The sequence below is a fragment of the Streptomonospora sediminis genome (assembly GCF_054778995.1).
The window spans coordinates 25,593-50,237 of record NZ_BAAGYZ010000094.1 but is presented as its reverse complement, the minus strand read 5'-3'; the positions used below and the strand labels follow the sequence as shown (position 1 = coordinate 50,237).

The 24,645-nt window shown below is 72.4% G+C and carries 19 protein-coding genes; 8 read left to right on the top strand and 11 right to left on the bottom strand.

Translation table 11 applies throughout. The annotated features are described in order from the left end of the window. Positions 1–11: 11 nt before the first annotated feature. Positions 12–1,415, bottom strand: a complete 1,404-nt coding sequence (locus ACYVD5_RS18115; RefSeq protein ID WP_461002250.1) for an MFS transporter — start codon at positions 1,413–1,415, stop codon at positions 12–14. Between the two features lie 384 nt (positions 1,416–1,799). On the opposite strand from ACYVD5_RS18115, the gene ACYVD5_RS18110 reads away from it, so the two are divergent. Both ACYVD5_RS18110 and ACYVD5_RS18105 read left to right on the top strand, forming a co-directional pair. Continuing rightward, on the top strand, positions 1,800–2,837 hold the full coding sequence (locus tag ACYVD5_RS18110; RefSeq protein ID WP_461002249.1) for a LacI family DNA-binding transcriptional regulator: 1,038 nt from the start codon (positions 1,800–1,802) through the stop codon (positions 2,835–2,837). Between the two features lie 144 nt (positions 2,838–2,981). Further along, the gene (locus ACYVD5_RS18105; protein WP_461002248.1) at positions 2,982–5,246 is read left to right on the top strand and encodes an alpha-galactosidase; all 2,265 of its coding nucleotides are present in this window, start codon (positions 2,982–2,984) and stop codon (positions 5,244–5,246) included. Between the two features lie 90 nt (positions 5,247–5,336). Here the strand turns inward: ACYVD5_RS18105 and ACYVD5_RS18100 are convergent, their stop codons facing one another. The 3 genes from ACYVD5_RS18100 to ACYVD5_RS18090 all read right to left on the bottom strand — a co-directional run bounded on the left by ACYVD5_RS18100 (position 5,337) and on the right by ACYVD5_RS18090 (position 8,297). Continuing rightward, on the bottom strand, positions 5,337–6,428 hold the full coding sequence (locus ACYVD5_RS18100; protein WP_461002247.1) for a hypothetical protein: 1,092 nt from the start codon (positions 6,426–6,428) through the stop codon (positions 5,337–5,339). Between the two features lie 406 nt (positions 6,429–6,834). Then, a complete protein-coding gene (locus ACYVD5_RS18095) occupies positions 6,835–7,446 on the bottom strand; it encodes a TetR/AcrR family transcriptional regulator (protein WP_461002246.1) in 612 nt (203 codons plus the stop codon). A 128-nt stretch (positions 7,447–7,574) separates the two neighbouring features. Then, positions 7,575–8,297, bottom strand: coding sequence for a 4a-hydroxytetrahydrobiopterin dehydratase (locus ACYVD5_RS18090; protein WP_461002245.1), 723 nt, complete (start codon positions 8,295–8,297; stop codon positions 7,575–7,577). Positions 8,298–8,518: 221 nt separating this feature from the next. Between ACYVD5_RS18090 and ACYVD5_RS18085 the strand changes: the two genes are divergently transcribed. Both ACYVD5_RS18085 and ACYVD5_RS18080 read left to right on the top strand, forming a co-directional pair. Further along, a complete protein-coding gene (locus ACYVD5_RS18085; protein ID WP_461002244.1) occupies positions 8,519–8,971 on the top strand; it encodes a DUF2267 domain-containing protein in 453 nt (150 codons plus the stop codon). Between the two features lie 189 nt (positions 8,972–9,160). Beyond that, on the top strand, positions 9,161–10,117 hold the full coding sequence (locus tag ACYVD5_RS18080; RefSeq protein ID WP_461002243.1) for an NADP-dependent oxidoreductase: 957 nt from the start codon (positions 9,161–9,163) through the stop codon (positions 10,115–10,117). 90 nt (positions 10,118–10,207) lie between these two features. Here the strand turns inward: ACYVD5_RS18080 and ACYVD5_RS18075 are convergent, their stop codons facing one another. Then, on the bottom strand, positions 10,208–11,779 hold the full coding sequence (locus tag ACYVD5_RS18075) for a long-chain-fatty-acid--CoA ligase (RefSeq protein ID WP_461002242.1): 1,572 nt from the start codon (positions 11,777–11,779) through the stop codon (positions 10,208–10,210). A gap of 124 nt (positions 11,780–11,903) precedes the next feature. Then, positions 11,904–12,428, bottom strand: coding sequence for a MarR family winged helix-turn-helix transcriptional regulator (locus ACYVD5_RS18070; protein ID WP_461002241.1), 525 nt, complete (start codon positions 12,426–12,428; stop codon positions 11,904–11,906). Positions 12,429–12,495: 67 nt separating this feature from the next. Here ACYVD5_RS18070 and ACYVD5_RS18065 point away from each other — a divergent pair, with 67 nt between their 5' ends. The 3 genes from ACYVD5_RS18065 to ACYVD5_RS18055 all read left to right on the top strand — a co-directional run bounded on the left by ACYVD5_RS18065 (position 12,496) and on the right by ACYVD5_RS18055 (position 16,382). After that, positions 12,496–13,359: a p-hydroxycinnamoyl CoA hydratase/lyase gene (locus tag ACYVD5_RS18065; RefSeq protein ID WP_461002240.1), complete on the top strand. Its 864-nt coding sequence runs from the start codon at positions 12,496–12,498 to the stop codon at positions 13,357–13,359. Positions 13,360–13,460: 101 nt separating this feature from the next. Further along, positions 13,461–14,777 carry an MFS transporter gene (locus ACYVD5_RS18060; RefSeq protein WP_461002239.1) on the top strand — a complete coding sequence of 439 codons (1,317 nt, stop codon included), beginning with the start codon at positions 13,461–13,463 and terminating at the stop codon, positions 14,775–14,777. Positions 14,778–14,816: 39 nt separating this feature from the next. Beyond that, positions 14,817–16,382 (top strand): acyl-CoA synthetase, encoded by a 1,566-nt coding sequence (locus tag ACYVD5_RS18055; RefSeq protein WP_461002238.1) that lies wholly within the window; start codon positions 14,817–14,819, stop codon positions 16,380–16,382. Between the two features lie 88 nt (positions 16,383–16,470). On the opposite strand, the gene ACYVD5_RS18050 is transcribed toward ACYVD5_RS18055, so the two are convergent. From ACYVD5_RS18050 to ACYVD5_RS18030, 5 genes are all read right to left on the bottom strand, one after another. Further along, positions 16,471–17,442, bottom strand: coding sequence for a LysR family transcriptional regulator (locus tag ACYVD5_RS18050; protein WP_461002237.1), 972 nt, complete (start codon positions 17,440–17,442; stop codon positions 16,471–16,473). 31 nt (positions 17,443–17,473) lie between these two features. Then, a complete protein-coding gene (locus tag ACYVD5_RS18045) occupies positions 17,474–18,361 on the bottom strand; it encodes an HpcH/HpaI aldolase/citrate lyase family protein (protein ID WP_461002236.1) in 888 nt (295 codons plus the stop codon). After that, on the bottom strand, positions 18,361–19,536 hold the full coding sequence (locus ACYVD5_RS18040; protein ID WP_461002235.1) for a CaiB/BaiF CoA transferase family protein: 1,176 nt from the start codon (positions 19,534–19,536) through the stop codon (positions 18,361–18,363). The genes ACYVD5_RS18045 and ACYVD5_RS18040 overlap by 1 nt, the downstream gene beginning before the upstream one ends. Before the next feature lie 78 nt (positions 19,537–19,614). Then, on the bottom strand, positions 19,615–21,033 hold the full coding sequence (locus ACYVD5_RS18035) for a GntP family permease (RefSeq protein ID WP_461002234.1): 1,419 nt from the start codon (positions 21,031–21,033) through the stop codon (positions 19,615–19,617). Positions 21,034–21,808: 775 nt separating this feature from the next. After that, complete coding sequence (locus tag ACYVD5_RS18030; protein ID WP_461002233.1) at positions 21,809–22,795, bottom strand: FkbM family methyltransferase; 987 nt, start codon at positions 22,793–22,795, stop codon at positions 21,809–21,811. 586 nt (positions 22,796–23,381) lie between these two features. On the opposite strand from ACYVD5_RS18030, the gene ACYVD5_RS18025 reads away from it, so the two are divergent. Continuing rightward, the gene (locus ACYVD5_RS18025; RefSeq protein ID WP_461002232.1) at positions 23,382–24,644 is read left to right on the top strand and encodes a bifunctional glycosyltransferase family 2/GtrA family protein; all 1,263 of its coding nucleotides are present in this window, start codon (positions 23,382–23,384) and stop codon (positions 24,642–24,644) included. The last annotated feature ends 1 nt before the right edge of the window (position 24,645 follow it).

Sequence of the window (24,645 nt, the reverse complement as noted above, 5' to 3'; positions counted from 1 at the left end):
GGCCCGCAACCTCAGTTCTCGCCCAGGTCCTTGATGTCGGGGAACCCCTCGGTGTCCACCTCGGCGTTCGCTTCCAGACCGGTATGCGCCCCGGCCCCGGCACCCGCCTCGGCCTCGGATTCGCGTTCGGCGGTGTCGACGTGCCGGGTCTCGTGCATGAACAGGGTCGAGACCACCGAGACCGCGCCCAGCCCGACCACCAGCAGCGCCACCGGCCAGGTCGACTCGCCGCCCGCGATCAGCAGGGAGGTGGCGACGGCGGGGACGAACCCGGCGACCATCGCCGAGGACTGGTAGGCGAAGGACATGCCGGAGTAGCGCACCTTCACGCTGAACATCTCGGTGAACAGCGTTGCCTGCAGGCTGGACATGCACACGGCGCCCCCGATGGCGGCGATGCCCATCGCCGTCCAGGCCCACCAGGTGCTGCCCATCTCCAGCAGCCAGAAGTAGGGGAAGGCGGTCAGCGCCACCAGTACACCGCCGGCCATGTACAGCGGCCGGCGGCCGATCCGGTCGGAGATGGCCCCGGCCACGGGCATGAGCGCCAGTCCGATGATGTTGTAGATGATGATGCCGGTCAGTGCGACGCCCTGGGAGTACCCGAGGCTCGTGGTCAGGAAGCTGATGGCGAAGGGCTGGTAGATCTGCGAGGTGCCGGCTTCGCCGATGCGGGCACCGAACCCGACGATGATGCTGCGCGGGTGGCGTTTCAGTGCGGTCAGCAGCGGGATGCGGACCTGGGACTTGGCCTGCTTCACCCGGTCGAACGCCGGGGTCTCCTCGATCTTGAGCCGCACGAACAGCCCCACCACCAGCAGGACCGCGCTGAGCAGGAACGGGATGCGCCATCCCCAGGCGAGGAAGTCGTCTTGGGGCAGCATCGCGAACAGGCTGACCACCGACACCGCGATCAGGTAGCCGATGGGGCCGCCGGTCTGCGGCAGGCTGCCCCAGAAACCGCGCCGGTTGCGGGGTGCGTGCTCCACGGTAAGCAGCGACGCCCCGCCGAACTCGCCGCCCAGCCCGAGGCCCTGTACCAGCCGCAGCAGCACCAGCAGCGTGGGCGCCCACACCCCGATGGTGTTGAAGTCGGGCAGCAGCCCGATGAGGAACGTCGCGCCGCCGATGATCAGCATGGTCGCGACGAGGATCTGCTTGCGGCCGACCCGGTCGCCGAGGTGTCCGAACAGCAGCGCGCCGATGGGGCGGGAAACGAACCCGACTCCGAAGGTCGCCAGCGAGGCGAGGGTGCCGATCAGCGGGTCGGCGTCGGGGAAGAACAGTTCGTTGAAGACCAGTGCGGCCGAGAGCCCGTAGAGGTTGAAGTCGTACCACTCCAGCAGCGCACCGGAGAGGCTGGCCGCGACGACCTTGGACATGGGCTGGCGTGGGGCTTCTTGCGGGCTTGTCATATCAGCCTTCTTCGTTCGGCGATGGCGCGAACGCTCCGGCCGCCGCGGGTCGGGGCGCGGAGTCGCGAAGGGTCCGGGGGAGGTGCGCCGGGGCGCGCCTGCGGGTGGGCCGGTGCGCCGGCAGCGGTCCACCGTGCCGCTCCGGCTCCGGCGGCCGGTGCGGTAGGGCCTGCAGGGCGGCGTTTCCGGGGGTCCCGGTGCGCTGGTCGGGTGGTGGGGAAGGCAGGGTTTCGGATGGCTGTTATTCGATTAACATGACGCACGTTACATCGCCGCCGCCGGGTGCGTCCAGGGGCGCACCGGCTCCCGCCCGGCGCTTGCGCAGCCCGCATGCCGGGCGCCGGGCAGCGCCCAGCGGCGGCGGAATAGTCTGCAGGTGTGGCAGTGACGGAGCCTCCCGACCGACCGACCCAGCGCGACATCGCGCGCCGCGCAGGCGTTTCGACCGCCACCGTCTCCTACGTCCTCAGCGGGCGGCGCGGCGGCGCGAAACCGCCGCCGGAGGAGACCCGCCAGCGGGTGCTGCGCGCCGTCGCCGAGGTCGGCTACCAGGTCGACCACGCCGGGCGGAGCCTGCGCAGGCGGCGCAGCGGCCTGGTCGCGCTGATGTACCCGGCGCCCTCCAGCCCCTGGTCGGACCGGCTGGCCGAGCAGATGCAGGACGCCGCGGCCGAACGCGGCCTGGGCGTGGTGGCGCTGCCGCTGAGTGGATCGGCCCCCGGCGATGCGCTGCTGCGAGTGCTGCGGGAACGCTACGTCGATGGCGCGGTACTGCTGCCCGACTGCCCCATCGACCCCCTGGAACCGCCCGTCCTCGCGCGCCAGGGCCTGTCCCTGGTGGTCTTCGACGACGACCTCGACCCCGACGGCTTCGACGTCGTGCGCCAGGACCGCGCCCGCGCCTGCCGCGCCGCCGTCGAGCACCTTGTCGCCGCCGGCCACCGCAGGATCGCCTACCTCGGGCACCCCGGCGAGGACCGCTGGCGCACCGCCCGCTCGGTGAAACTGCGCAGCTACCGGCAGGTGCTCCAAGAGCACGGCATCGGTGTGGCGCCGGACCTGGTGCTGCCCGTGGCCGACTCCCGCCCCGACGCCTATGCGGCGGTGCGCGAACTGCTGCACCGCCCCGACCCGCCCACCGCGGTCGTCTCGGCCACCGACCGGGCCGCGATCGACGCGGTGTGGGCGGCCCGCGACCACGGCATCGGTGTGGCGCCGCAGCCGGGGGGACTCGCCGTCACCGGGATCGGCAACATTCCCGAAGGGGCGGTGATCACCCCCGCCCTGACAACGGTCGGCGCCCGCGAATTCGACTTCTCCGCCCAGGTCGCCCGCCTGTTCGCCCGCCTGGACTCCACCGAGCCGCTGCCCGGCGAGGTGATGGACGCGCGCTGGGAGCTGATCGTGCGCGAGTCCGCCTGAAGGCCGTTGCCCGGTGTTGCGGGTCGGCGGCGGGCCGCAGCGCCGCGCAGCGGCTCCCCGCAGCGCCGCAGCCGCTATCCGTTACTTCGGACACACTGTTCTAGCCTGGGCAGGGCCGCTCGCCCCGACCCTTGTGGAGACCCCGTGAACACCTCGGTGCCCGCCCCGGCCGAACCCGTCGTCGCGCTGCGCAAGGCGGGTGTCGGGCTGATCGTCGACCTTGCGCCCAAGGCCGGCGGCGGGCTGCCGGAGGTCCTGCACTGGGGCACCGACCCCGGACCGCTGACTCCCGGGCTCGCCGAGCACCTGCGCACCACCGCCGTGCCCGCCGTGCCCGACAGCGCACCCGACACCCCGCGCGGTTTCACCGTGCTGCCCACTGAGGCCGATGCCTGGGCCGGAACCCCCGCGCTCAGCGGCCACCGCGCCGGCACCGCCACCGCCCCCCGGCTGATGCTGCGCAGCCACGGCGCCGGCTCCGACGACTCGGCCGACTTCCTCACCCTGGACCTGCACGACCCTGCCATCGGCATCTCGGTCGGACTCCACTACCGGCTCGATGCCTGCGGGGTGCTGCGCGTGCGCGCAACCGCCGCGGCCGAATCGGCCGATCCGGCCGCCGCCCCCGCCCCCTACGACCTCGCCGCCCTGCGCGTGCTGCTGCCACTGCCCGCACGCGCCGCCGAAACCGTCGACCTCACCGGCCGCTGGGTACGCGAACGCAGCCCGCAGCGCCGCGACATGGCCGACGGCACCGTGCTGCGGCGCGCCCTGCGCGGCCGCCCCGGCCACGACAGCCCGCTGCTGGTCGCCGCCGGCACCCGCGGGTTCGGGTTCGGCACCGGCGAGGTCTGGGCGGCCCACGTCGCCTGGAGCGGCGACCAGGAGTACCTCGTGGAGCGCCTTCCCGAGGGCGCAGGCGCGCATTCCGCCGTGCTGGGCGGCGCCGAGGCGCTGCGCCCCGGCGAAATCCGCCTGGCACCGGGCGAGTCCTACCGCGGGCCCGAAACCGTCTTCGCGCACTCCGGCGCCGGACTCGACGGCCTTTCGGCGCACCTGCACGCCAGCGTGCGCGCCCGCCCCGAACATCCCGCCCGGCCCCGCCCGATCGTGCTGAACACGTGGGAGGCCGTCTACTTCGACCACGACCTCGGCCGCCTGCGCGCGCTCGCGGACCGCGCGGCGGCGGTGGGGGTGGAGCGTTTCGTCCTCGACGACGGCTGGTTCGCGGGGCGGCGCAACCCCCGCGCCGGGCTGGGCGACTGGACGGTCGACCCCGATACCTGGCCGCAGGGCCTCGACCCGATCATCGAGCACGTGCGGTCGCTGGGCATGGACTTCGGCCTGTGGGTCGAGCCCGAAATGGTCAACCCCGATTCCGACCTCGCCCGCACCGACCCCGGCCGGCTGCTGCACCCCGAGGGCGAACCCGGCCGTACCTGGCGCCACCAGTACGCGCTCGACCTCGCCCGCCCCGACACCTGGCAGCACATCCACGACCGGCTGGACGCGCTGCTGTCGCGCTATGCCATCCGGTACGTGAAGTGGGACCACAACCGCGACCTCTACGAGGCCGTCCACCAGCCAGGCGACCGGGCCGGCGACCGCCCCGGGCCGGGCGCGGACACACCCGCCGCCGGCGGCCGCGTGCCCGGTGTCCACCGGCAGACCCGCGCGCTCTACGCCCTGCTCGACTCGCTGCGCGAACGCCACCCCGGCGTCGAGTTCGAGTCCTGCTCCAGCGGCGGCGCCCGTGTCGACCTCGGGATCCTGGCCCGCACCGAGCGGGTCTGGGCCTCCGACTGCAACGACCCGGTGGAACGGCAGACCATCCAGCGCTGGACCGGGCTGCTGCTGCCGCCCGAGCTTGTCGGGTCGCACGTGGGCCCGCCCGTCGCCCACACCACCCACCGCCGCACCGAGACCGCCTTCCGGCTGAGTACGGCCCTGTTCGGCCACGCCGGAATCGAATGGGACCTCACTGCCTGCGACGAACAAGACCTTGCCGCACTGACCGCCTGGACCGCGATGGTGCGCGAGTTCCGGCCGCTGCTGCACACCGGCCGCACCGTGCGGGGCGAGCACACCGACCCCGGCGCGCTGCTGCACGGCGTGGTGTCGCAGTCGGGCGAGCACGCCCTGTTCTGCTACGCCCGGTTGGAAACCGCTCCGGCCGAGCAGCCCGGCCGCACCCCGCTGCCGGGGCTCGACCCCGACCGCCGCTACACGCTGCGCCACCGCACCGAACTGGGCGACCCCACCCGCGGTTCGGCGGCGGCGCCGGCGTGGATGCACGCCGACACCCCGCCGCCGGTTCTGACCGGCACCGCGCTCGCGGCCGCGGGCCTGCCCATGCCGCGGCTGTTTCCCGCCCAAGCGGTACTCATCGAGGCCACCGCAGGCGACTGAGGCGGCGGCCCGCCCGCTGCCCCCGGGCACGGCGGCCCGGCGCCGCTCGGCCGCGCCGGCCGCCGCTGCGGCTTTCCCGAGTGGCCCGGATCACTCGGACTTGTTGAGGGGGTTCCTCAAGCCCGGCGACCAGGCGGCCGCGGTGGCGACCGCGCTACCGGAGGCCTCGGCAACGTCGGTGGCGGTGGCCTCGGCGGGTTCGGCCGCATCCGAGTACTGCAGTTCGTCGATTTCGCCGACGATGCGGACTTCGGACTCCTGCAGGTCCTCGATGTCCTCGCGGCTCCAGGCGTCGACGGTCTCGCGGAAGTTCGCGGGGATGCCCAGCCGGGGACCGCGCTGGGACCGCTGCGCGAAACCCTCGATGATCTTCGCCCGCAGCTTCCGGGCATCCTCGCGCGGCCACTCGGCCGCAACCAGGTTGGAGTTGACGGTGCGCAGCACGTCGGCCTCGGCCGCCGTGACACCGCCGTGCACGGTGGTCGAGGTGTCGGGCGCGGAGATCGACGAGGTGTCGCCAAGCTCCATGGCCTCCAGGAACCGGTGCCACAGCGCGTCGGCGGGCTTGCCCGGGTTGCTGATGACGGTCACCCGGTCCGTACCCACGATCGAGGCCCACCGCCGGGCGAGCCCGCCCAGCGCGAACGCGCGCCACAGGTGGGTGGTGTAGTCCTCTTCCAGCGTGTCCCAGCCTTTATCGCGCTGGCGCGCGAGCTGGCGCAGGTACGAGTGGAAGCTGGAGGACTTGCCGTTGCGGATGTGCTGCTGCCACACCGACGGCAGCAGCTTGCCCAGCCCGCGGGCGGTGATGATGACGTGGGTGTCGTCGGCTCCGAACGCCTCGATGGTCTTGCGGGCGGCTTCGGTGCGCACCACCGACAGCGCCTCGGCCGAGACGATGGCCGTGCCCTCCCAGGCCCGGACGTGCTTTTGCAGGTACTCCCACCACGAGCGTTCTTTGGCCGCCCGCTCCTCGGTGATCCACGAGTACTCGTTGCCCAGCAGCGCGTACGTGGCGGTTTCGTGGTAATTGACCCGGGTCGCCCCCGCGCGCCGCCGCGGCGGTACCTGGAAGAGCGCACCGATCGCGGCAAGCTCCTGTGTGCGGTCCTGCATCATCTGCTGCAGATAGGTCGTTCCGGATTTCTGCACTCCGATGTGCAAGATCAGCCGCTCAGCCACCGACTACTCCAGTTCCTAGGTATTGCGCGCAGAAGATACCGGCGGCAGGCGATCGGCGGGCGAACACTGGGCAAACACAAGGCGTGCCAGGCGTGCCGGAGGGCGCTCGGCCGGTATTCGAGCGCCGGATCGCACCGTACAGCGGTTGATCCGGCACTTGGCACGGTACCGGGGAAATTGTCGTATGCCACCCCTAGGTTCGGTTGTGCCTCCGCAAAGCGGGGGCGAGGCGAGCGGACGCCAGACACGGGGGCCGGCCCGCGTGGGAACCGGGCCCGCCCCCACTCGCCCGCCCTGCCGGCGCCGCCCGGGTGCCGGCAGGGCGCCGCCGCGCCCGCCGTTCCCCCGCCCGCCGCACCGGCGCCCGGTGCCGGGGGCGTGCACACTGCTGCACCGCTCCGCGCAGTCAGCTGCCGGCGCTCTCGCTGGGGCGGGCCGGCAGGAGCCGGTCGCTGAGGGACCGCGCCGTGGCGGTGAGCGTGGCCGCGTCCATCCCGGTCCGGCTCATGAACAGGAGCCCCTGCTGTGCGGCGAGCAGGGCACGCGCCAGTGCGGTCGGGTCGGAATCGGCCGGCAGGTCGCCTTCGTCCTGGGCGCGGCGGACGCAGCCGGCGATCAGCGCGGTGGATGCCTCGTAGGCGGCGTGGGCGTGGGCGAGGACTTCCGGATCGGCGTTGCCGAGTTCGCTCGTGCTGTTGGCCAGCAGGCAGCCGCGCCGTGCACCGGAACCGGTCCCATCGTCGATCGGCGCTTCGAGGAGCATGATCAGCCCGTCGATGGCCCGCGGGGCCCCGGTGAGGGCGCTGCGCAGATGGTCGTGGATGCCTGCGGTGTAGCTGTGCAGCGCCCGGAGGAAGAGTTGGCGCTTGTCGCCGAACGCCGCATAGAGGCTGCCTTTGCCCAGCCCGCTGACCCGCATCAGGTCTTCCAGCGAGGTCGCCGCGTAGCCGGCATCCCAGAATTGGTCCCGGACGGCGTTGAGCACCTTTTTCTCGTCGAACGCTCGTGGACGTGCCATGCCTCCAGGATACGCATTCTTGACCGAACGGTCCACAAAAGTTGACGCCGACACGGCGGCTCCCGCCGGTGGCCCGGCCGGGCAATCGCCCGCAGACGGTGCGTAGCGGAAGGGCCGCCGCTGCAAGGTCAACCGCCCGAACCCACCTCGGCGACCGCCGCGTCGATCTGCTCGGCCAGGTCCACATCGGCCGTGGTGACCGCACCTACCGAAGCGGTGCGCAGGGTGAACGCGATTCCGTCGGCGGTGCGCCGCGGGTGTGCCGCGTGCCCTGCCCGGTCGGAGATCCGGTCGATGCGGGCCAGCAGCGGCGGGATCCGGTCGGGCGGCAGCTGCACGGTGCGGGTCAGGCCGCCGGTGTCGCCTTCCCACTCGGGCAGGCGCTCCAGTACCGATGCGAGGGTCTGCTCGTCCAGGCGGCTGGGCTCACCGGTCATGCCGGTGTCGGCGCGCCCCTGCGAGCCGACCGGGTCGGCGACCCAGCCGGCCAGCTCCTCCGGAAGCAGGGCTGCGAGACCGCTCGCGAGCCGGGGCTCGGCCGTGGCGATCTCGGCCATCACCACCCGCGCGAGGTGCAACCCCTCCTCCGGCGGGCAGTCGAGCTCATGGCCGACCTGCAGGGCGATGCCGCTGGTCCCGCTGGCCCGCTCGACGCGTTCGATCTCGGGGTCTTGGGCCTGCGGCGGTTCGACCCACAGCGAATCCGGCAGGCCGGCGTGCAGCTCTTGGCGGGTCCGGTCGTCGAGGCGCCGCGCCACCGACGGCACGACCGCGCGGATCGCCCGCCGCGCCTGATCGGCGCCGCCCACCCGGGCGGCGACCCGGTCCACGAGTTCCTGATGCGCGACCATCGGACACCTCCCGATCGGCTGCACGTCGCTGGGGGAGGACTATCCCGGCCACCGGTGGTGAAACCGGGACGCGGGCGACCGGAGGGGACCGCGCGCCGGTGAGCCGGATCCGGGTCCGGAGCCGGATCCGGCCGGCCTGCGGCGGGCTTGCCGCGGCCGCGGGTGCATATCCGGCGGCCCCGGTGGTAGCGGACCCACCACGAAGACCGTCCGGCCGTCCGGTGGACTTCGCGGACCCGGTCGGTACCGCTTCCACCCAGGGACTGGAGGGGGACATGCAGCACGACGCGTTCATCGGCCAGGTACAGGACCGCGCGCATCTGGACAGCCGCGGTGCCGCCGAGGCGTTCACCCGGGCGACTCTGGAAACGGTCGCCGAGCGGATCAACCCCGATCTCGCCGACGACCTCGCCGCGCAGCTCCCGCTGGAGATCGGGGAGAACGTGCGGCGCGTCACCGACCAGTGGGACCCCACCCAGCGGTTCGGACAGGACGAGTTCGTCCAGCGGGTGGCCGCCCGCGCACACGCCGACGAATCGCAGGCGGCGTACTCCGCCCGGGTCGTCTTCGAAGTGCTGGACGAGGCGACCACCGGCGTGATGCACAAGGTCCGCGAAGGCCTGCCCGAGGACCTGCGCCGGTTCACCACGGCCGGCAGCCGCGGCAACGCTTAGGGCCCGCTTGGGCGACGCGCCGACCCTGTAGAAATGCCCAAAAAGCAAAGCTGAGACGGGTACTTCTGCATGATCGTCAACGGGCTGAGCCGCCCACCGGCGCGGTGCCGGCCCGCGCGGATCGGTGCGCGGGGTGTGCGGCTTGCCACACAGCTTGCCTCCGGCCGCGCGGAGGGAGAGGTTTGGGGCATGACTCTCAGCACGACGATGCGCGCCGTATCCCAGGATGTCCACGGCGGCCCCGAGGTTCTGCACGAAGTGGAACTCGGTGTTCCCCAGCCCGGCCCTTCCGAGGTGCTGGTGCGGGTGCACGCCGCCGGCATCAATCCGACCGACTGGAAGCACCGCTCCGCCCGCCGGTTCCTCGGCGACCCGCCCTACGTGCTGGGCTGGGACGTGTCGGGGGTCGTCGAGGCGGTGGGTGTCGGCGTCGCGATCTTCGAGCCGGGCGACGAGGTCTTCGGCATGCTGCCCTACCCGGGCGGGGCGGGCGCCTTTGCCGAGTACGCGACCGGTCCCGCCCGCGCGTTCGCGCCCAAGCCGAGCGGGCTCACGCACATTGAGGCGGGCGCCCTCCCGCTCGCGGCGCTGACCGCCTGGCAGGCGCTGGTCGACACCGCGGGTGTGCAGGCCGGGCACCGGGTGCTCGTGCACGCGGCAGCGGGCGGGGTGGGCCACCTGGCGGTGCAGATCGCCAAGGCCCGCGGCGCCCATGTGTTCGGTACGGCCAGCGCGCCCAAGCACGGGTTCCTCCGCGACCTCGGCACCGACGAGCCCATCGACTACCGCAGCACCGAGTTCGCCGAGGTGGTCCAGGAGGCCGACGCCGTCCTCGACACCATCGGCGGAGACTACGCGTTCCGGTCGCTGCGCACCCTGCGCAGCGGCGGCACGCTCGCCACGATCATCCCGATCCCGCCCGAAGGCCTGCTGGACGAGGCGCAGCGGCTCGGTGTCCGCGCCAAGCCCATGCTCGTCGAGGCCGACCACGCGGGCATGTCGGCCATCGCCGGGCTGGTCGAGGCGGGCAGTCTGCGCCCGCACGTCAGCGAGGTCTTCCCGCTGGAGCGGATCGCCGACGCCCACCGCGCCGGCGAGACCGGCCGCACCACCGGCAAGATCGTCGTCGACATCGCAGGCGGCTGAGCCGTTGCGCCCGGGCGGCGGCGGGCGCCGCAGGCCGGCCACCGCCCGGAGCGCATCCTGCCGTCTTTTTCAGCGCTACCGCTGCTACCGCTACTGGCGCGACACCGCCGAAGCGCCCTGGCGGAGCACGTACTTCTGGATCTTGCCGGTGGCGGTCTTGGGCAGCTGCCCGACGAACTCCACCTGTGTGGGCGCCTTGAAATGGGCGAGGTTGTCGCGTGCGAAGGCGATGAGTTCTTCGGCCGTGGCCGAGGCCCCTTCGCGCAGCACCACCGCGGCCTTGGGGGTCTCGCCCCAGCGCTCGTGCGGCACGCCCACGATCGCGGCCTCCAGCACGGCGGGGTGGCGCAGCAGCACGCCCTCGACCTCGATCGAGGAGATGTTCTCGCCGCCGGAGATGATGACGTCCTTGATGCGGTCCTGGATCTCGACGAACCCGTCGGGGTGGGTGACCGCGGCGTCGCCGGAGCGGAACCAGCCGTCGCCCATGACCGCCGCGGTGGCCTCGGGGTCGTTGTAGTAGCCGGCCATCACCACGTTGCCGCGCACCGCGATCTCGCCGACCGTCGCACCGTCCCAGGGGACCTCTGCGCCCTCGGAGTCGAGGACCTTGAGTTCGCCCGAGGTGATCAGCTCGACGCCCTGGCGCGCCTTGACCTCTGCGCGTTCGGTCCCGGCCAGGCCGGCGTGCTCGGGCCAGGGCTCGCACACGGTGATGAACGGGGTGGTCTCGGTGAGCCCGTACACGTGGGTGACCGTCCAGCCGAACGTGCCCTCAAGGCGTTCGATGGTGTCGGCGGCGGGGGAGGCGCCGGCGGTGACGACGTGTACGCCGGGCGGTACGGTGCCGCGGGTCTCCTCCGAGGCGTTGGCCAGCGTGATCAGGACCGTGGGTGCCGCGCACAGCCAGCTCACCCCCTCGTCGCGGATCAGGTCGAAGACGCGGGGCAGGTCGATGGCGCGCAGGCACACGTGGGTGGCGGCCGCCGCGGTGACGGTCCAGGTGTAGGTCCAGCCGTTGGCGTGGAACATGGGCAGGGTCCACAGGTAGCGCTCGCCCAGGCCGATGCGCAGGTGCAGCAGCGTGCCCACCGTGTTCATGTAGGCGTTGCGGTGGGTGATCATCACGCCTTTGGGGCGGGCGGTGGTGCCGCTGGTGTAGTTGATCGTCAGCAGGTCGGTCTCGGCGATATCGGGCCGGGTGAACTGCGGATCCGCCGCCGCGACCAGCGACTCGTAGTCCTCCCAGCCCTCGGTGGCGCCTTCCAGCGCCACGAAGCGCTGCACGCCGGGCATCCGGTCGCGCACCCCGTCGACCGCCGCGAGCTGGTCGGCGTGTGCGCACAGCACCGTGGCGCCGGAGTGGTTGGCGATGTAGACGAAGTCGTCGGGGGAGAGGCGGTAGTTGATCGGCACCAGCACCGCGCCCAGCTGGGGGACCGCGTAGAACGACTCCAGTTGGGCGCGGGTGTTGGGCGCGATGTAGGCGACCCGGTCGCCCTTGCCCACCCCCATCCGCTGCAGCGCCGACGACCACCGGTCGCAGCGGTCGAAGAACTGCTCGTAGGTCAGCCGGAGGCCCTGGTCGACCACTGCTTCGCGCTGCGGGTGCAGTCTGCGGGTGCGCCGGGCGAACTCCAAGGGGGTAAGGGCGGTTTCCATGTGGCGCCTCTCCTCACGACCTGCGGCGAGCCGCCCGCGGACGGCCCGGCGGGCGGTGAGCGGGTGACATGAAAATACGGCCCGGCCTGTGCCCGGGACAAGACCGCGCGCCGCGGCGGCCCGCTCACACGGGGGCGGTCTCTGCCTGGGCGGCCTGGGCGGCCTGGGCGGTTGGGGCGGCGGCGGAGAGGCCGGATGCGCAGGCGGTCAGGGCGCGGCGCAGCGCCGCCGCATCGTGCGGGGCGACATCGCGGAGCATGTGCTGTTCGAGGAGGTCGGCGCCGCGGTCGCAGGAGTCGAGGGCGGCGCGCCCGGCCTCGGTGAGGTAGGCGCGCAGGACGCGCCGGTTGTCCGGGGCCGGTTCGCGGCTGACCATCCCCTTGGCCTCCAGCGCGCCGACCATCTCGGTCATGGCCTGCGGGCTGACGAAGGAGCGCCGCGCGAGCTGGGCGGCCGACAGGCCCGGTTGGGCGCGCAGCACGCTCAGGGCGGTGTACTGCGGCGTGGTCAGCCCGTGTTCCCGGGTGATGTCGTCCAGGTGCGCTCTGGCGATGAGTTCGACCCGCTTGACCAGGTAGATGATGCGTGGCCCGGGATCATCGGATGGCTGGTCACCGGTATCGCCGTCGGCGCAGATGCGTTCGGTCATGGTTGACAGGTTATCAAGGTCCTTGCTACATGTTCGTGTCAACGTCCCTTATATAAAGGAGCTTGACATGGTGTCTGCGGACACACCTGCGCCCGGCGGACCGCACGCGCCCTGGGGGGAAACGGTCCTGGTCGAGTTCGACGAGGGGATCGCGTGGGTGACCCTGAACCGCCCGGACAAGCGCAACGCGATGAACCCCCGGCTCAACGCGGAGATGGCCGCCACCCTCGACGCGCTGGAGGGCGACGACCGGTGCCGCGTCCTCGTCCTCACCGGATCGGGCGAGGCGTGGACCGCCGGCATGGACCTCCAGGAGTACTTCCGCGACATCGACGCCGCCGGCGATCCCGCACTGCAGAACCGGGTCCGCCGCACCGCGGCCGAATGGCAGTGGCGGCGGTTATCGGCCTACCCCAAGCCGACCGTGGCCATGGTCAACGGCTGGTGCTTCGGCGGCGGGTTCACCCCGCTGGTGGCCTGCGACCTGGCCATCGCCGACGAAGACGCCCGGTTCGGACTCTCCGAGATCAACTGGGGCATCCCGCCCGGCGGCGTGGTCAGCCGGGCCCTGGCGGCGGTCGTCCCCCAGCGCGACGCCCTGTACCACATCATGACCGGCGAGGCCTTCGACGGCCGCGCCGCCGCACGCATGCGCCTGGTCAACGAGGCCGTCCCGGCGGCCCGGCTGCACGAGCGCACCCGCGAACTCGCCGCACGGCTCGCCGCCATGAACCCCGTTGTGCTGCGCGCGGCCAAGACCGGCTACAAGGTCGCCGCCGACATGCCCTGGGACCAGGCAGAGGACTACCTCTACGCCAAGTTGGAGCAGTCGCAGTTCCTCGACCCCGAGCACGGGCGCAGCCAAGGCCTCCAGCAGTTCCTCGACAGCAAGACCTTCCGCCCCGGACTCGGCCACTACGCACGCGACTGACGCGCCGCGGCGACCGCCCGGCGGGTGGGGCACCGCCCCGCTCCACCCCCTCCACGGGCCCGCCCCAGGGGCGCGCATCCCCCTTTCGGACGGAGACCGCCGTGACCGGCCCTTCCCTGGACGCCACCGACACCGCCGCCAAACAGCGGGAAGCCCGCAAGATCGCCTTCGCCAGCTTCGTCGGCACCAGCATCGAGTGGTACGACTTCTTCCTCTACGCAGCCGCCGCAGCGCTCGTCTTCGGCCCCCAGTTCTTCCCCTCCGACAACGCCCTGGCCAGCCAACTCGCCGCACTGTCCACGTTCGCCGTCGGGTTCGTCGTCCGCCCCCTCGGCGGCATCATCGCCGGCCACCTCGGCGACCGCGGTTTCGGGCGCAAACGGATGCTCGTGCTGTCGCTGATGCTCATGGGCGGCGCCACCGTCCTGGTCGGGCTGCTGCCCACCTACGCCCAGATCGGGGTCGCCGCACCGATCCTGCTGGTGATACTGCGGCTGGCCCAAGGACTCGGTGTCGGCGCCGAATGGGGCGGCGCCGCGCTGATGGCCGTCGAACACGCGCCCGCAAGCAAACGCGGGCTGTACGGCTCCGCGCCCCAGCTCGGCGTGCCGGTCGGGGCGATCACCGCGAACCTCGTCATGCTCGGGGCCTCGGCCATGACCGCCGAAGCCTTCGGCGACTGGGGCTGGCGCCTGGGCTTCCTGGCCAGCATCGTGCTCCTCGGCGTCGGCTACGTCATCCGCCGGCGGGTCAACGAAAGCCCGCTGTTCGAGGAGCAGCAGCGCAAACCGGACGCGCCGCGGTCCGTGCCGCTGCTCGACATCGTGCGCCGCCACCCGCTGGCCGTGCTCCGCGCCGTCTTCCTCACCGCCGCAGGCACCAACCTGGGCTACATCGTGCTCACCTACACGCTGTCCTACGGGACATCCGAGCTGTCCTACACCCGCGACGCGCTGCTGTCGGTCGTCATCGCCGCCAGCGTCATCCAGGTCGGCGCCATCGCGGGCTCGGCGGCACTGACCGACCGGCTCGGGCGGCGCCGCGTCTTCCTCGGCGGCAGCATCGCCCAGATCGTCATCGCCCTGCTGTTCTTCCCGATGTTCGACCGCGAATCGATCGTGTGGGCCGTGCTCGCGTGCGGCCTCGCGGTCACGGCCGTCTCCTTCCAGTACGGCCCGCTGCCCGCGCTGCTGTCGGAACTGTTCCCGACCAGCGTGCGCTACAGCGGAATCTCCCTGGGCTACCAGATCGGCAACGTGATCGGCGGCGGGCTGGCGCCCATCGTCGCCACCGCGCTCTACGCCGGCGCGGGCGGGTCGGCTGCAGTGGGCCTCTACATCGCGGGTATGGCACTGCTGGCAACCCTGGCCGCCGTCTGGACCCCCGAAACCGCCAAACGCGACCTCCGGCGCATTTGATCCCCGCGCCCCGCCCCCCGAGACCTCACGGAGACCGCCATGCGCAACCACGGCGTCGGGTCCTGGCCGGCCCGGCGGAGCCGCGGAACAGGAGCACGCACCGCCACCCTGCACAACGGCCGCTCGGCCACCTACCGCGAGCTCGACCAGCGCTCCACCCGGCTGGCCCGCGCCCTGGAACAGCGCGGGGTGGCCCGCGGCGACCGCGTCGCCTACCTGGGGGCGAACCGGCCCGAATTCCTGGAGTCCATGTTCGCGGCGGCGCTGCTTGGCGCCGTGTTCACCCCGTTCAACACCCGGCTGGCGCGCGCCGAACTGGAGACCGCCGCCGCCGACAGCACGCCCGCCCTCATCGTCGCCGACACCGACCGCCGCGCCGACGCCCGCGCGCTGCACGGCGCCGGGCTGGTCGGCGGCGTGCTGACCGTCGGGGGTGCCGCCGCACCCCCGGACGGCACGGCGGCACCCGAGGGCACCGGGGACGCCGATGGCAGCGGGGATACCGAGGACATCGAGGACGCGATCGCGGCCGCGGACGCCGAGCCGGTCGACCGGCCCATCGGCCACGCCGACCCGTTCCTGCTGCTCTACACCTCCGGATCCACCGGCCGACCCAAAGGGGTGGTGCTCACCCACGGCAACGTCACCTGGAACTGCCTCAACTCCGTCGTCGACACCGACCTCGCCGGCACCGACACCGCCCTGGTCAGCGCACCCATGTTCCACACCGCCGCGCTGAACATGCTGTGTCTGCCCACCCTGCTCAAGGGCGGGCGGCTCATCCTCGAAGAGCGGTTCGACCCCGACCGCACCCTCGACCTGGTCGAACGCGACGCCGTGACGGTGATGTTCGGCGTCCCCACCATGTACGAGCGGATCGCCCGCTCGCCCCGCTGGGAGGAGACCGATCTGTCCGGGCTGCGGCTGCTGCTGTGCGGCGGCGCGCCGGTGCCGCCGCCGCTGATCGAGCGCTACATGAGCCGCGGCCTGGCGTTCGTGCAGGGCTACGGGCTGACCGAGGCCGCCCCCGGCGCGCTGCTGCTGCCCGTCGCCGACTGCGCCCGCAAGGCCGGCAGCGCCGGCGTGCCCGCGTTCTTCACCGACGTGCGCACCGCCGAGCCCGGGCCGGGGCCCTCCGAGGTCCTGGTCGAGGGGCCCAACGTCACCCCGGGCTACTGGAACCGGCCCGCCGAGACCGCCGCGGCGCTGCGCGGCGGCTGGCTGCACACCGGCGACGCCGCCCGGGTCGACCCTGATGGCTACTTCCGGATCGCCGACCGGGTCAAGGACATGTACGTCTCCGGCGGCGAGAACGTCTACCCGGCGGAGGTCGAGGCCGCGCTCGCCGCACACCCCGGTGTCCGCGAATGCGCGGTGGTCGGCGTGCCCGACACCGCCTGGGGCGAGTCCGGAGCCGCCCTGGTCGTGCGCGCAGCGGACGGCGGCGGTTGCGGTGCCGCCGAGCTGCGGGACTTCCTCACCGAGCGGCTGGCCCGCTACAAGATCCCGGCCGTCATCGAGTTCGCCGCCGAACTCCCGCGCAGCGCGGTCGGCAAACTCGACAAGGCCGCCCTGCGCTCGCGCTTCGCACCGCCGGAGCAATAGCGTCGGGTGCCGCGGCCCGGCCCGGCGGCAACGGGGCGGGTCGGGCGGTGGTAGGGCGGCGACGGGCGGCAAGCGGGCTCGGCGCGGTTCACTGCCGCACCAGGCGGATACCGGGCCAGCTGCCCCGGTCGGCGAGGCGGGTCGTCACCTCGACGACGCCGTGGCGCACCGCGGCTACGGCGTCGCGCGGCTCGTAGTAGTCCGACGCGGTGCAGACGGCGACGTGGCGGTCGACGGCCGGCTCCACGATCCGCCTGGCCGCCAGCCCGGGGGAGCTGCGCAGCGCCACGACGCTCGACAGCGGAAGCACGGCGCACGCCTCGCCGCTCTCGGCGATGCGCACCATCGTGCCCAGCGACTCCACATCGCCCGCGATCACCGGCACCGCGCCCATCTCGGCAAAGCCCCGGTCGATGAGCGCGCGCAGGTTGCTGCGGACGCCCGGGGCCACCAGCGGCACGTCCCGCAGCTCCGCCAGGCGCACCTCGCCCGCCAGGCCGGCCTCCGCCGCCGGCTCGGCCCCGCCCAGGGCGGCCGGGAAGCACTCCGGCTTGCCGACCAGGTACATCTCCTCGGTGTACAGCGCCGTCTCGGCGGGCCGCGGGCCGGGGTCGGCACGGAACAGCACCGCCAGATCCAGCCGGCCGACCGCGAGCAGCTCCTGGATGTAGCCGCTCATCGACTCGAAGATCTGCAGGTGGACGCCTGGGAAGTGCCGCTTCGTCCACGAGAACAGCGCCGGTGCGAGGTAGACCGCGACCGTGGTCGGCAGGCCGACCGCCACCGCACCGTGGATGGTGCTGCGGTCCTCGGCGACATCCTCGGCGAGCCGGTCGAACTGGCGGACGAGCCGTTGGGCGTCGCGGTACAGGCTGCGGCCCGCCGATGTGGGCACCACCCCGCGGGGGCCGCGCTCCACCAGCCGCACCCCCAACTCGTTTTCGAGCTGGGTCATGCGCTGGCTGACGGCCGGCTGGGAGACGAACAGCCGGGCGGCGGCGCGGGTGAAACTGCCGCTGTCGATGACGGCGATGAAGTCCCGCAGATTGGCGATGTCCACCGGCCCTGCCCCCTCGGCTGTGCGCCCCGGCCTACATGGTCCGGCCGTCCTGCCCGGCGCGCCGCAGCAGGCGGCGGGCACGTTCGATGACCGGCTGATCGATCATCTCACCGCCGCGCTCGGCAGCGCCCGCATGCTCCACGGCCAGCACGTCGCGGGCCCACTCCAGCTCGGCGGGGCCGGGCGTGAAAGCCGCGGCCACCAGCGGAACCTGGGCGGGGTGCACGCACAACTTGCCGCCGAAACCCCACCCCTTGGCGCGGGTGGCGTCGCGGGTGGCGGCCGCGCCGTCGCGCACGGCCGTGGTCACCCCGTCGACCGGCGGCGGCAGCGAGCAGGCCGCCGACCAGCGCACCAGGTCGCTGCGCGGCGGATCCAACGCGGCATCGTCGGTCGTACCCAGGTCCAGGGCAAGGTCGACACCGCCGAACAGCAGCCGGACGGTGTCGGGGCAGCCCGCTACACCGGCCAGGCCGATCAGCCCCCGCGCGGACTCCACCAGCGGCAGGACCGGGGCCCCGCACGCAGCGGCGGCGCTGCGCACGTCGTCGGCCGACTCGGCCTTCGGCAGGACGACGGCGGCCGGCCCGAGCCCGCGGCACAGCTCGGCATCAGCGGCGAACTCCGCGGTGGTGCGGGCGTTGACCCGCACCACCACGACCGGGGCGGCGCCGGCTGCGGCGGGATCCGGCGAGCCCGGCCACCCGGACCGCAGCGCCTGCCGCGCCGCGTCCTTGCCGTCGGCCGGCACGCTGTCCTCAAGGTCGATGATCACGGCATCGGCGCCGCTGCCCAGCGCCTTTGCGAACCGGTCGGGCCGCGAAGCGGGGACGAACAGCCACGTGACGGCCGACGACAGCGCGCCGGCCGCATCGGCGCCACCGGCACCATCGGCACCGCCGCGGTCCACCGGACCCATCAGACCACCCCGTCGGCCCGCAGCCCGGCGGCCTCCTCAGGCGGCACACCCAGCTCGGTGAGGATGCCGTCGGTGTGCTCGCCCAACGCGGGCACCGGGTCCATCCGCGGTTCGGCGGCGGTGGGGCCGGGCGGCGCGAGCGCCGGGACCCGGCCCGCGGGGGTGTCCACCTCGTGCCAGCGCCCGCGCGCGGCGAGCTGGGGGTGCTGCCACACGTCGGCGAGGCTGTTCACCCTGGCGTAGGCGACCGGGATCGCGGCGAGCAGTTCGGTGGCCTCATCGCCGGACAACTCGGCAAAGCGCGCCGCGATCACCGCCCCCAGCGCCTCGCGGTTGCCGCTGCGGGCGGCATTGCCCGCATAGGCCGGGTCGTCGGCGAGCCGGGGCTGTTCCAGGAAGCGCTCGCAGAACGCGCGCCACTCGCGTTCGTTCTGGATGCTCATCATGACCACCTGCCGGTCGCGGGCGACGAACGGGCCGTAGGGGTAGATCGTCGCGTGCGCCGCACCTGCGCGCGGGGGCGGCTCGCCGCCGCCGTGGGTGTAGTAGAGCGGGAAGCCCATCCACTCGGCCGTGGCCTCCAGCATGGACACGTCCAGATGCGCGCCGATCCCCGTGCGCCCGCGCTCCAGCAGCGCGGCAAGGATCGAACTGTAGGCGTACATGCCGGCGGCGATGTCCGACACCGAGATGCCCACCTTGGCCATCTCCGCGCCGCTGCCGGTCACCGAGAGCAGCCCGGCCTCGCTCTGCACCAGCAGGTCGTAGGCCTTCATCGTCTCGTAGGGGCCCGGCGAACCGTAGCCGGAGATGTCGCAGACGATCAGGCCCGGGTGCAGCGCCTGCAGCTCCGCGGCACCGAGGCCGGCGCGGGCGGCCGCTCCCGGCGCCAGGTTCTGGATGAACACATCGGCATCGGCGAGCAGACTGCGCAGCACCGCGAGTCCGCGGGGGTCCTTGAAGTCGAGCGACAGCGACTCCTTGCTGCGGTTGACCCACACGAAGTGCGAGCTTATCCCGTTGACGCGCGAGTCGTAGCCGCGCGCGAAGTCGCCCACGCCGGGGCGTTCGACCTTGATGACCCGCGCGCCGAGGTCGGCCAGGTGGCGGCTGGCGTAGGGCGCGGCGATGGCCTGCTCCAGCGACACGACGGTCACTCCGCGGAGCGGCTGCATTGCTTCCTTACCTTTCTGCCGGAGGTGCTGGGAGTCCGCGTGCCGGACGGCCCGGGCCGTCCGGCACGCAGGGCGGGATCACGCCACAACGCTGATTCCGGTGACGATGACCAGGGCGACGACCGACGCCAGCGCGGTCACGAAGGTCAGTGCCTTGAGCGCGCCCTGGGTCGAGACTCCGAGCAGCGACTGGAACATCCAGAAGAAGTTGCTGTTGACGTGCAGCGCGAACAGGGCGCCGGCGCCGATGGCCAGGCCGAGCACCTCGGGTGGCAGCTCCAGTCCGCCCATGATCGGGGCCAGGATGCCCGCCGCGGTGATGGCGGCGACCGAGATCGAGCCGATCGCCAGGTGCAGCACCGCCGCGATCAGCCAGGCCAGCAGGACGGCGACGATCGCCGGCGTGCCCGACTCGGCGGAGAAGAGGCCGGCCAGCACATCTTCGAGCGCGGTCTCGCCGATGATCGCGCCCAGGGAGCCGCCGACGCCGGTGACCAGCAGGATCTGGCCGGTGGTGTTGAGGCCCTCGTTCAGCGCCTCGTTGGTCCGCGCATTGCCCATCACCCGCCGGGACAGCAGGTAGGCGCCGAGCAGGCCGACGAACAGGGCGAGTACGGGGTCGCCGAAGAACGCGATCGCGGGCGACTCGGCGCCGGCGGCCTCGGCGATCGCGCCGGAGGCGATCATGACCAGCGGGACCAGGATCGGCAGCAGCGAGATGTACAGCGGCGGGGTGCGCGGCGGTTCGGTCTTGCCGGCGGCGGTTTCGGTATCGGTGCCGCCACTGCCGCCGCTGCTGCCACCCTGTGCACCGGCGGTGCCGGCCTGTTCTGCGGCGCCGGCTCCGGCGAGGGCGACCTCGTCCTTCGCCGGGTTCCAGAACCCCAGCCGCAGCAGTTGGCCGTAGAGGAACACGGTGATCACGGCGGTGGCCAGGCCGACCCCGAACCCGTACAGCAGCATGTTGCCGAGCGGGACGCCCAGCAGGCCGGCGATCGACACGGTGCCCAGGCCCGGGATGACGAACACGTATCCGACCAGAATGCCCGCGCTCAGCGAGCCGCCCATCATGCCGATGCCGTTGCGGCCCATGCTGGAGGCGGCCGACCGGGCGAGCGGGGCGGCGAGCACGAGCTGCACGTCCACGTAGATGGACGGGAAGATGGTGCTCAGCACCGCGCTGAGCGTGTAGGGGAGCCGCCGGGGGCCGAGGAGCCGCAGCAGCAGCTCCACCAGTTTCTGGAGCGCCCCCATGGAGAACAGGAGCGACCCTAGGAGGACACCGAAGCCGATTAGCAGGCCGACTTCGGCCATGATGTCGCCAAAGCCCTGTGCGACGGTGGATATGGTCTTCTCGAACCCCAGTCCTGCGGCAAGGCCCAGGTAGATCGATCCGATGACCAGTGCGATCACCGGCTCGACGCCCGCCGCCAGGATCAGCAGCACAATCCCGATAATCGCTATCGAGGTGTGCAGCACGATCAAGGTGTCAGTCATCTAGCTCGTTTCCGTTCAGACCCGCGTCGGGGGTTGGTACCACGCCTGTCGGCCGCGGCGGCGCGAGTCCACGGCAGCACCGCTGCGTGCGGTGGCAGTGTGGATCGGGCAGCCCGCCGCCCCTCGCTCGCGGCCCGCCGCCCGCGGCCGATTTTCGGCACGGGTGCAGGCGGTCCCGGCGATGGAACCGCGGCCACATCGGCGGCGCGCTCGCCCACCGGGCCGGCCGCAGATGGCCGGAACCCGTGCAGGCGGATACGGGGAGCGCCGTCCTGTGGTCCGCGACACAGACCTGCCCATGGAACACGAACATGTCCTGATTAGGAAGACGTCCATGTCCATGGTGCACATAAGTACTGCTTATGGCTTGATGTCCCTATTGCGGGCAGGCGCCAAGCCCGGTTCAGGAAGTGTGTTTAGCGGCACTGAGGGCGGCGGGCGGCCCGGGGCGGTGGGTGGGCGGCTTCGCGTGTCCGGAGGGGGCGGCCCGGGTCCACTGTGCAGCCTTGCGGCCTGCCGGGCGGCGGGCGGTCTGCACGGAAAAGCGGCGCCGAGGGCGGCGGTCAACCTGGGTGAGCGCGCGTGTGTCCGTTATGTCGGGTTGCGGGGTGGCTGTGCGCCCGTTATGTCCGGCTCCCGGCGATGATCATGCAGAAATGCCGGTCTCAGCTTTGATCTTTGGGCATTTCTGCGAGCGGGCCCGTGTTCACCCCCGTCCCCGGACGCACCGGCTGCCATGGCACGGCCACCCACCGGTGCCGGACGAAGGCGGGCCTCAGGCCGCGCCGGGCAGGGCGCCGGCGCGCACCATCACGCAGTCGAACTCCAACACGCGCCCGGTGGCCTCTTCGCGCGTTACGGGGAACATGCCGGTGATCTCGAAGCCATCGGCCTCGTAGGCGGCGATGGCCTCGTGCATGCGGGGCATGCCCTGGTAGATCTGCATGAGCGCGACCTCGGACTGCAGCCCCACGAAATCGGCGGAGCGCTCGCCGGCGCCCGCAAAGGCCTCAAGGTCGTAGCCCTGGGTGTCGAGCTTCAGATAGGGCCGGGGATCGTCGATCCCCTTGAGCGCCTCGTCCAGCAGCGCGTCGAGCCGGCGCACGTGGATGTCCTCGGCGGCGGTGTTGCGGAACCGCTTGTAGCGCCGGCTGCCGAACTCGCTGGGGCCGAGGATCGAGCTCATGGTCCCCTGGACCACGTTCATGGTGTCGACGCGTTCCTCGCGGCCCAGCGCGCAGTGGTAGACGTGCCAGTCGGGGTCGCGTTCGGCCTTCTGCCGCAGTTTCGCTGCCGTGGCGGCGACCGGTTCAAAGGACACGATCCGCCCGGTGTATCCGAGTTTGCGCAGGCTGCGGCCGTACTGCCCGACATTGGCGCCGACGTCGAAGACGCAGTTCACGCGGTAATGCTGCAGGAGCGAGGCCACATGGCGCGAGGCCAGGTAGTTGTGCGCGGCCTTCTGCATCTGCCATGCATCGGCGCCGTCGCCGGTTTCCTCGGCGGTGTCGACCAGCAGGCGCGAGCCCTGGCTCAGCGGGACGGCGCGCCAGTTGCCGTCGGCGGGGCGGTCGGCGAGCGCCCGGGAAAGCGCCTTGGTGAAGCCGTCCCGGCTCCGGCTGACCAACCAGGACTTCGCCCCCATGGGGGTCACCCGGTAGCCGTCGCGTCTCGACACCACTGCGGCCCCGGGTTCGAGGTCGCGCACGTGGACGTTGATTCTGGGAAGAACGTCGAGAATTCGTCTGCGCAGCGTAGCCATGGGTCCACGCTACCCCTCGATTTAAACATCGGATAAAAGACATGCGGGTGCGCTGCGCACTTCGCAAAGACGCGCGGGCGCACGGCGGGGCGGGCCCCGGCGCCGCAGACAGGGCACCGCCATCCGTCCGCCCCGCGCGGCCGGTTCCGCACGGCGCAGCGGCGGCCGCGGCAGGCGCCGGAAAAGCCTCGTGGTGGGCAACTCCGCAGTTGGGGCGGTGTTCCCGGTGGGCGTGTGCGCCGGCGCGTGCCGGCCCGCTCGGTAGTCGGCGGCCCGGCCGTGCGGCCGCCCCGCTCGCTGAGGGAAAACACCCGGCAAGGTACGAAAACGGCACGTGGATTCGGTAAAAGGCGATTAAGAATCCAGGGCGCCGATCCGGGGCCGCGGCCGCACGCCGCCCCTGGGGGCCTTCCCGCCCGGTCTCCGAAATATCCCTCGCATGCGCCGCAGCAGGAAGAAAGCGGGCCGGTCAGGACCTTTTCCGGAATTCCCCGTTCTCGGGTTTTTCTCAGACTTCTGCCAGCGGTCTCGCACGCCTCTTCGGCTGGATGGGGGCGAACCGATGCCGAAGAGAGGCGGTGGAGTTATGACAGGGCTGCAGCGGGCCGCTGCCCGCGGCGGACCCGGGCCGGCCGCGAAGACCGCGTGGGTCGACGTCGTGATCCCGGTCCACAACGAGGAGAAGTCGCTGCCCGGCTGCCTGGAGGTGCTGTGCCGGCACCTGGCGCAGCATCTCCCGTTCAACTGGTGCGTCACCGTGGTGGACAACGCCAGTACCGACCGCACGCTCGGCGTCGCCCAGGTGGCGGCCGAGTCGATGGACCGGGTCCGGGTGCTGAACCTGGACCGCAAAGGGCGCGGACTGGCGCTGCGCACGGCCTGGAGCTACAGCGACGCCGATGTCGTGGTCTACATGGACGTGGACCTGTCCACCGGGTTGGACGCGCTGCTGCCGCTGGTGGCGCCGCTGGTCAACGGGCACTCCGACATCGCGATCGGATCCCGGCTGGCACCCGGTTCGCGCACGGTGCGCGGGAGCAAACGCGAGCTGATCTCCCGGGGCTACAACTCGGTCATCCGCTGGAGCCACGGCGCGCGGTTCTCCGACGCCCAATGCGGGTTCAAGGCCGCGCGCACCGACGTCATCCGCCCGCTGCTCAAGCGGGTGCAGGACGACGCATGGTTCTTCGACACCGAACTGCTGCTGCTGGCCGAGTACAACGGGCTGCGGGTGCACGAGGTGCCGGTGGACTGGGTCGAGGACGTCGACAGCCGGGTCGACGTGGTCCGCACCGCGCTGGACGACCTGGCCGGGCTGGTGCGGGTCGCCCGGGCCAAGGTCACCGGCGCCGCACGCGTGGCGGGACTGCCGCGCCGACCCGAGCCGAACCCGGAACACCCGCAGGCGGTGCTCGCCGCACCGCGCAGCGGCCTGCTGTGGCAACTGGTCTCCTTCGGCGCCATCGGACTGGTGTCGACGGTGATCACCGCGGTGCTCTATGCGCTGCTGCGCACCTGGTGGCCGCCGCTGGCCGCCAACCTGGCCGCACTCGTCGCGACGACGCTGTGGAACACCGAGGCCAACCGGCGCTACACCTTCCTGCGTCCGGCCGGCGCCGCCTCGCGCGGGCGGATCCACTTCCAGGGACTGGCGGTGTTCGCGCTCTACTACGCGGTGACCTCCGGCGCGCTGCTGGGTCTGCAAGCCGTCCAACCCGACCCGGCCCGCTGGCTGGAGGTGGCCGTGCTGGTGGCCTCGTCGGTCCTCGGGACGGCGCTGCGCTTTGTGCTGCTGCGGTCGTGGGTCTTCCGCCCGGCGGCCGCCACGACACCCGCGGAGGCGAAATGAC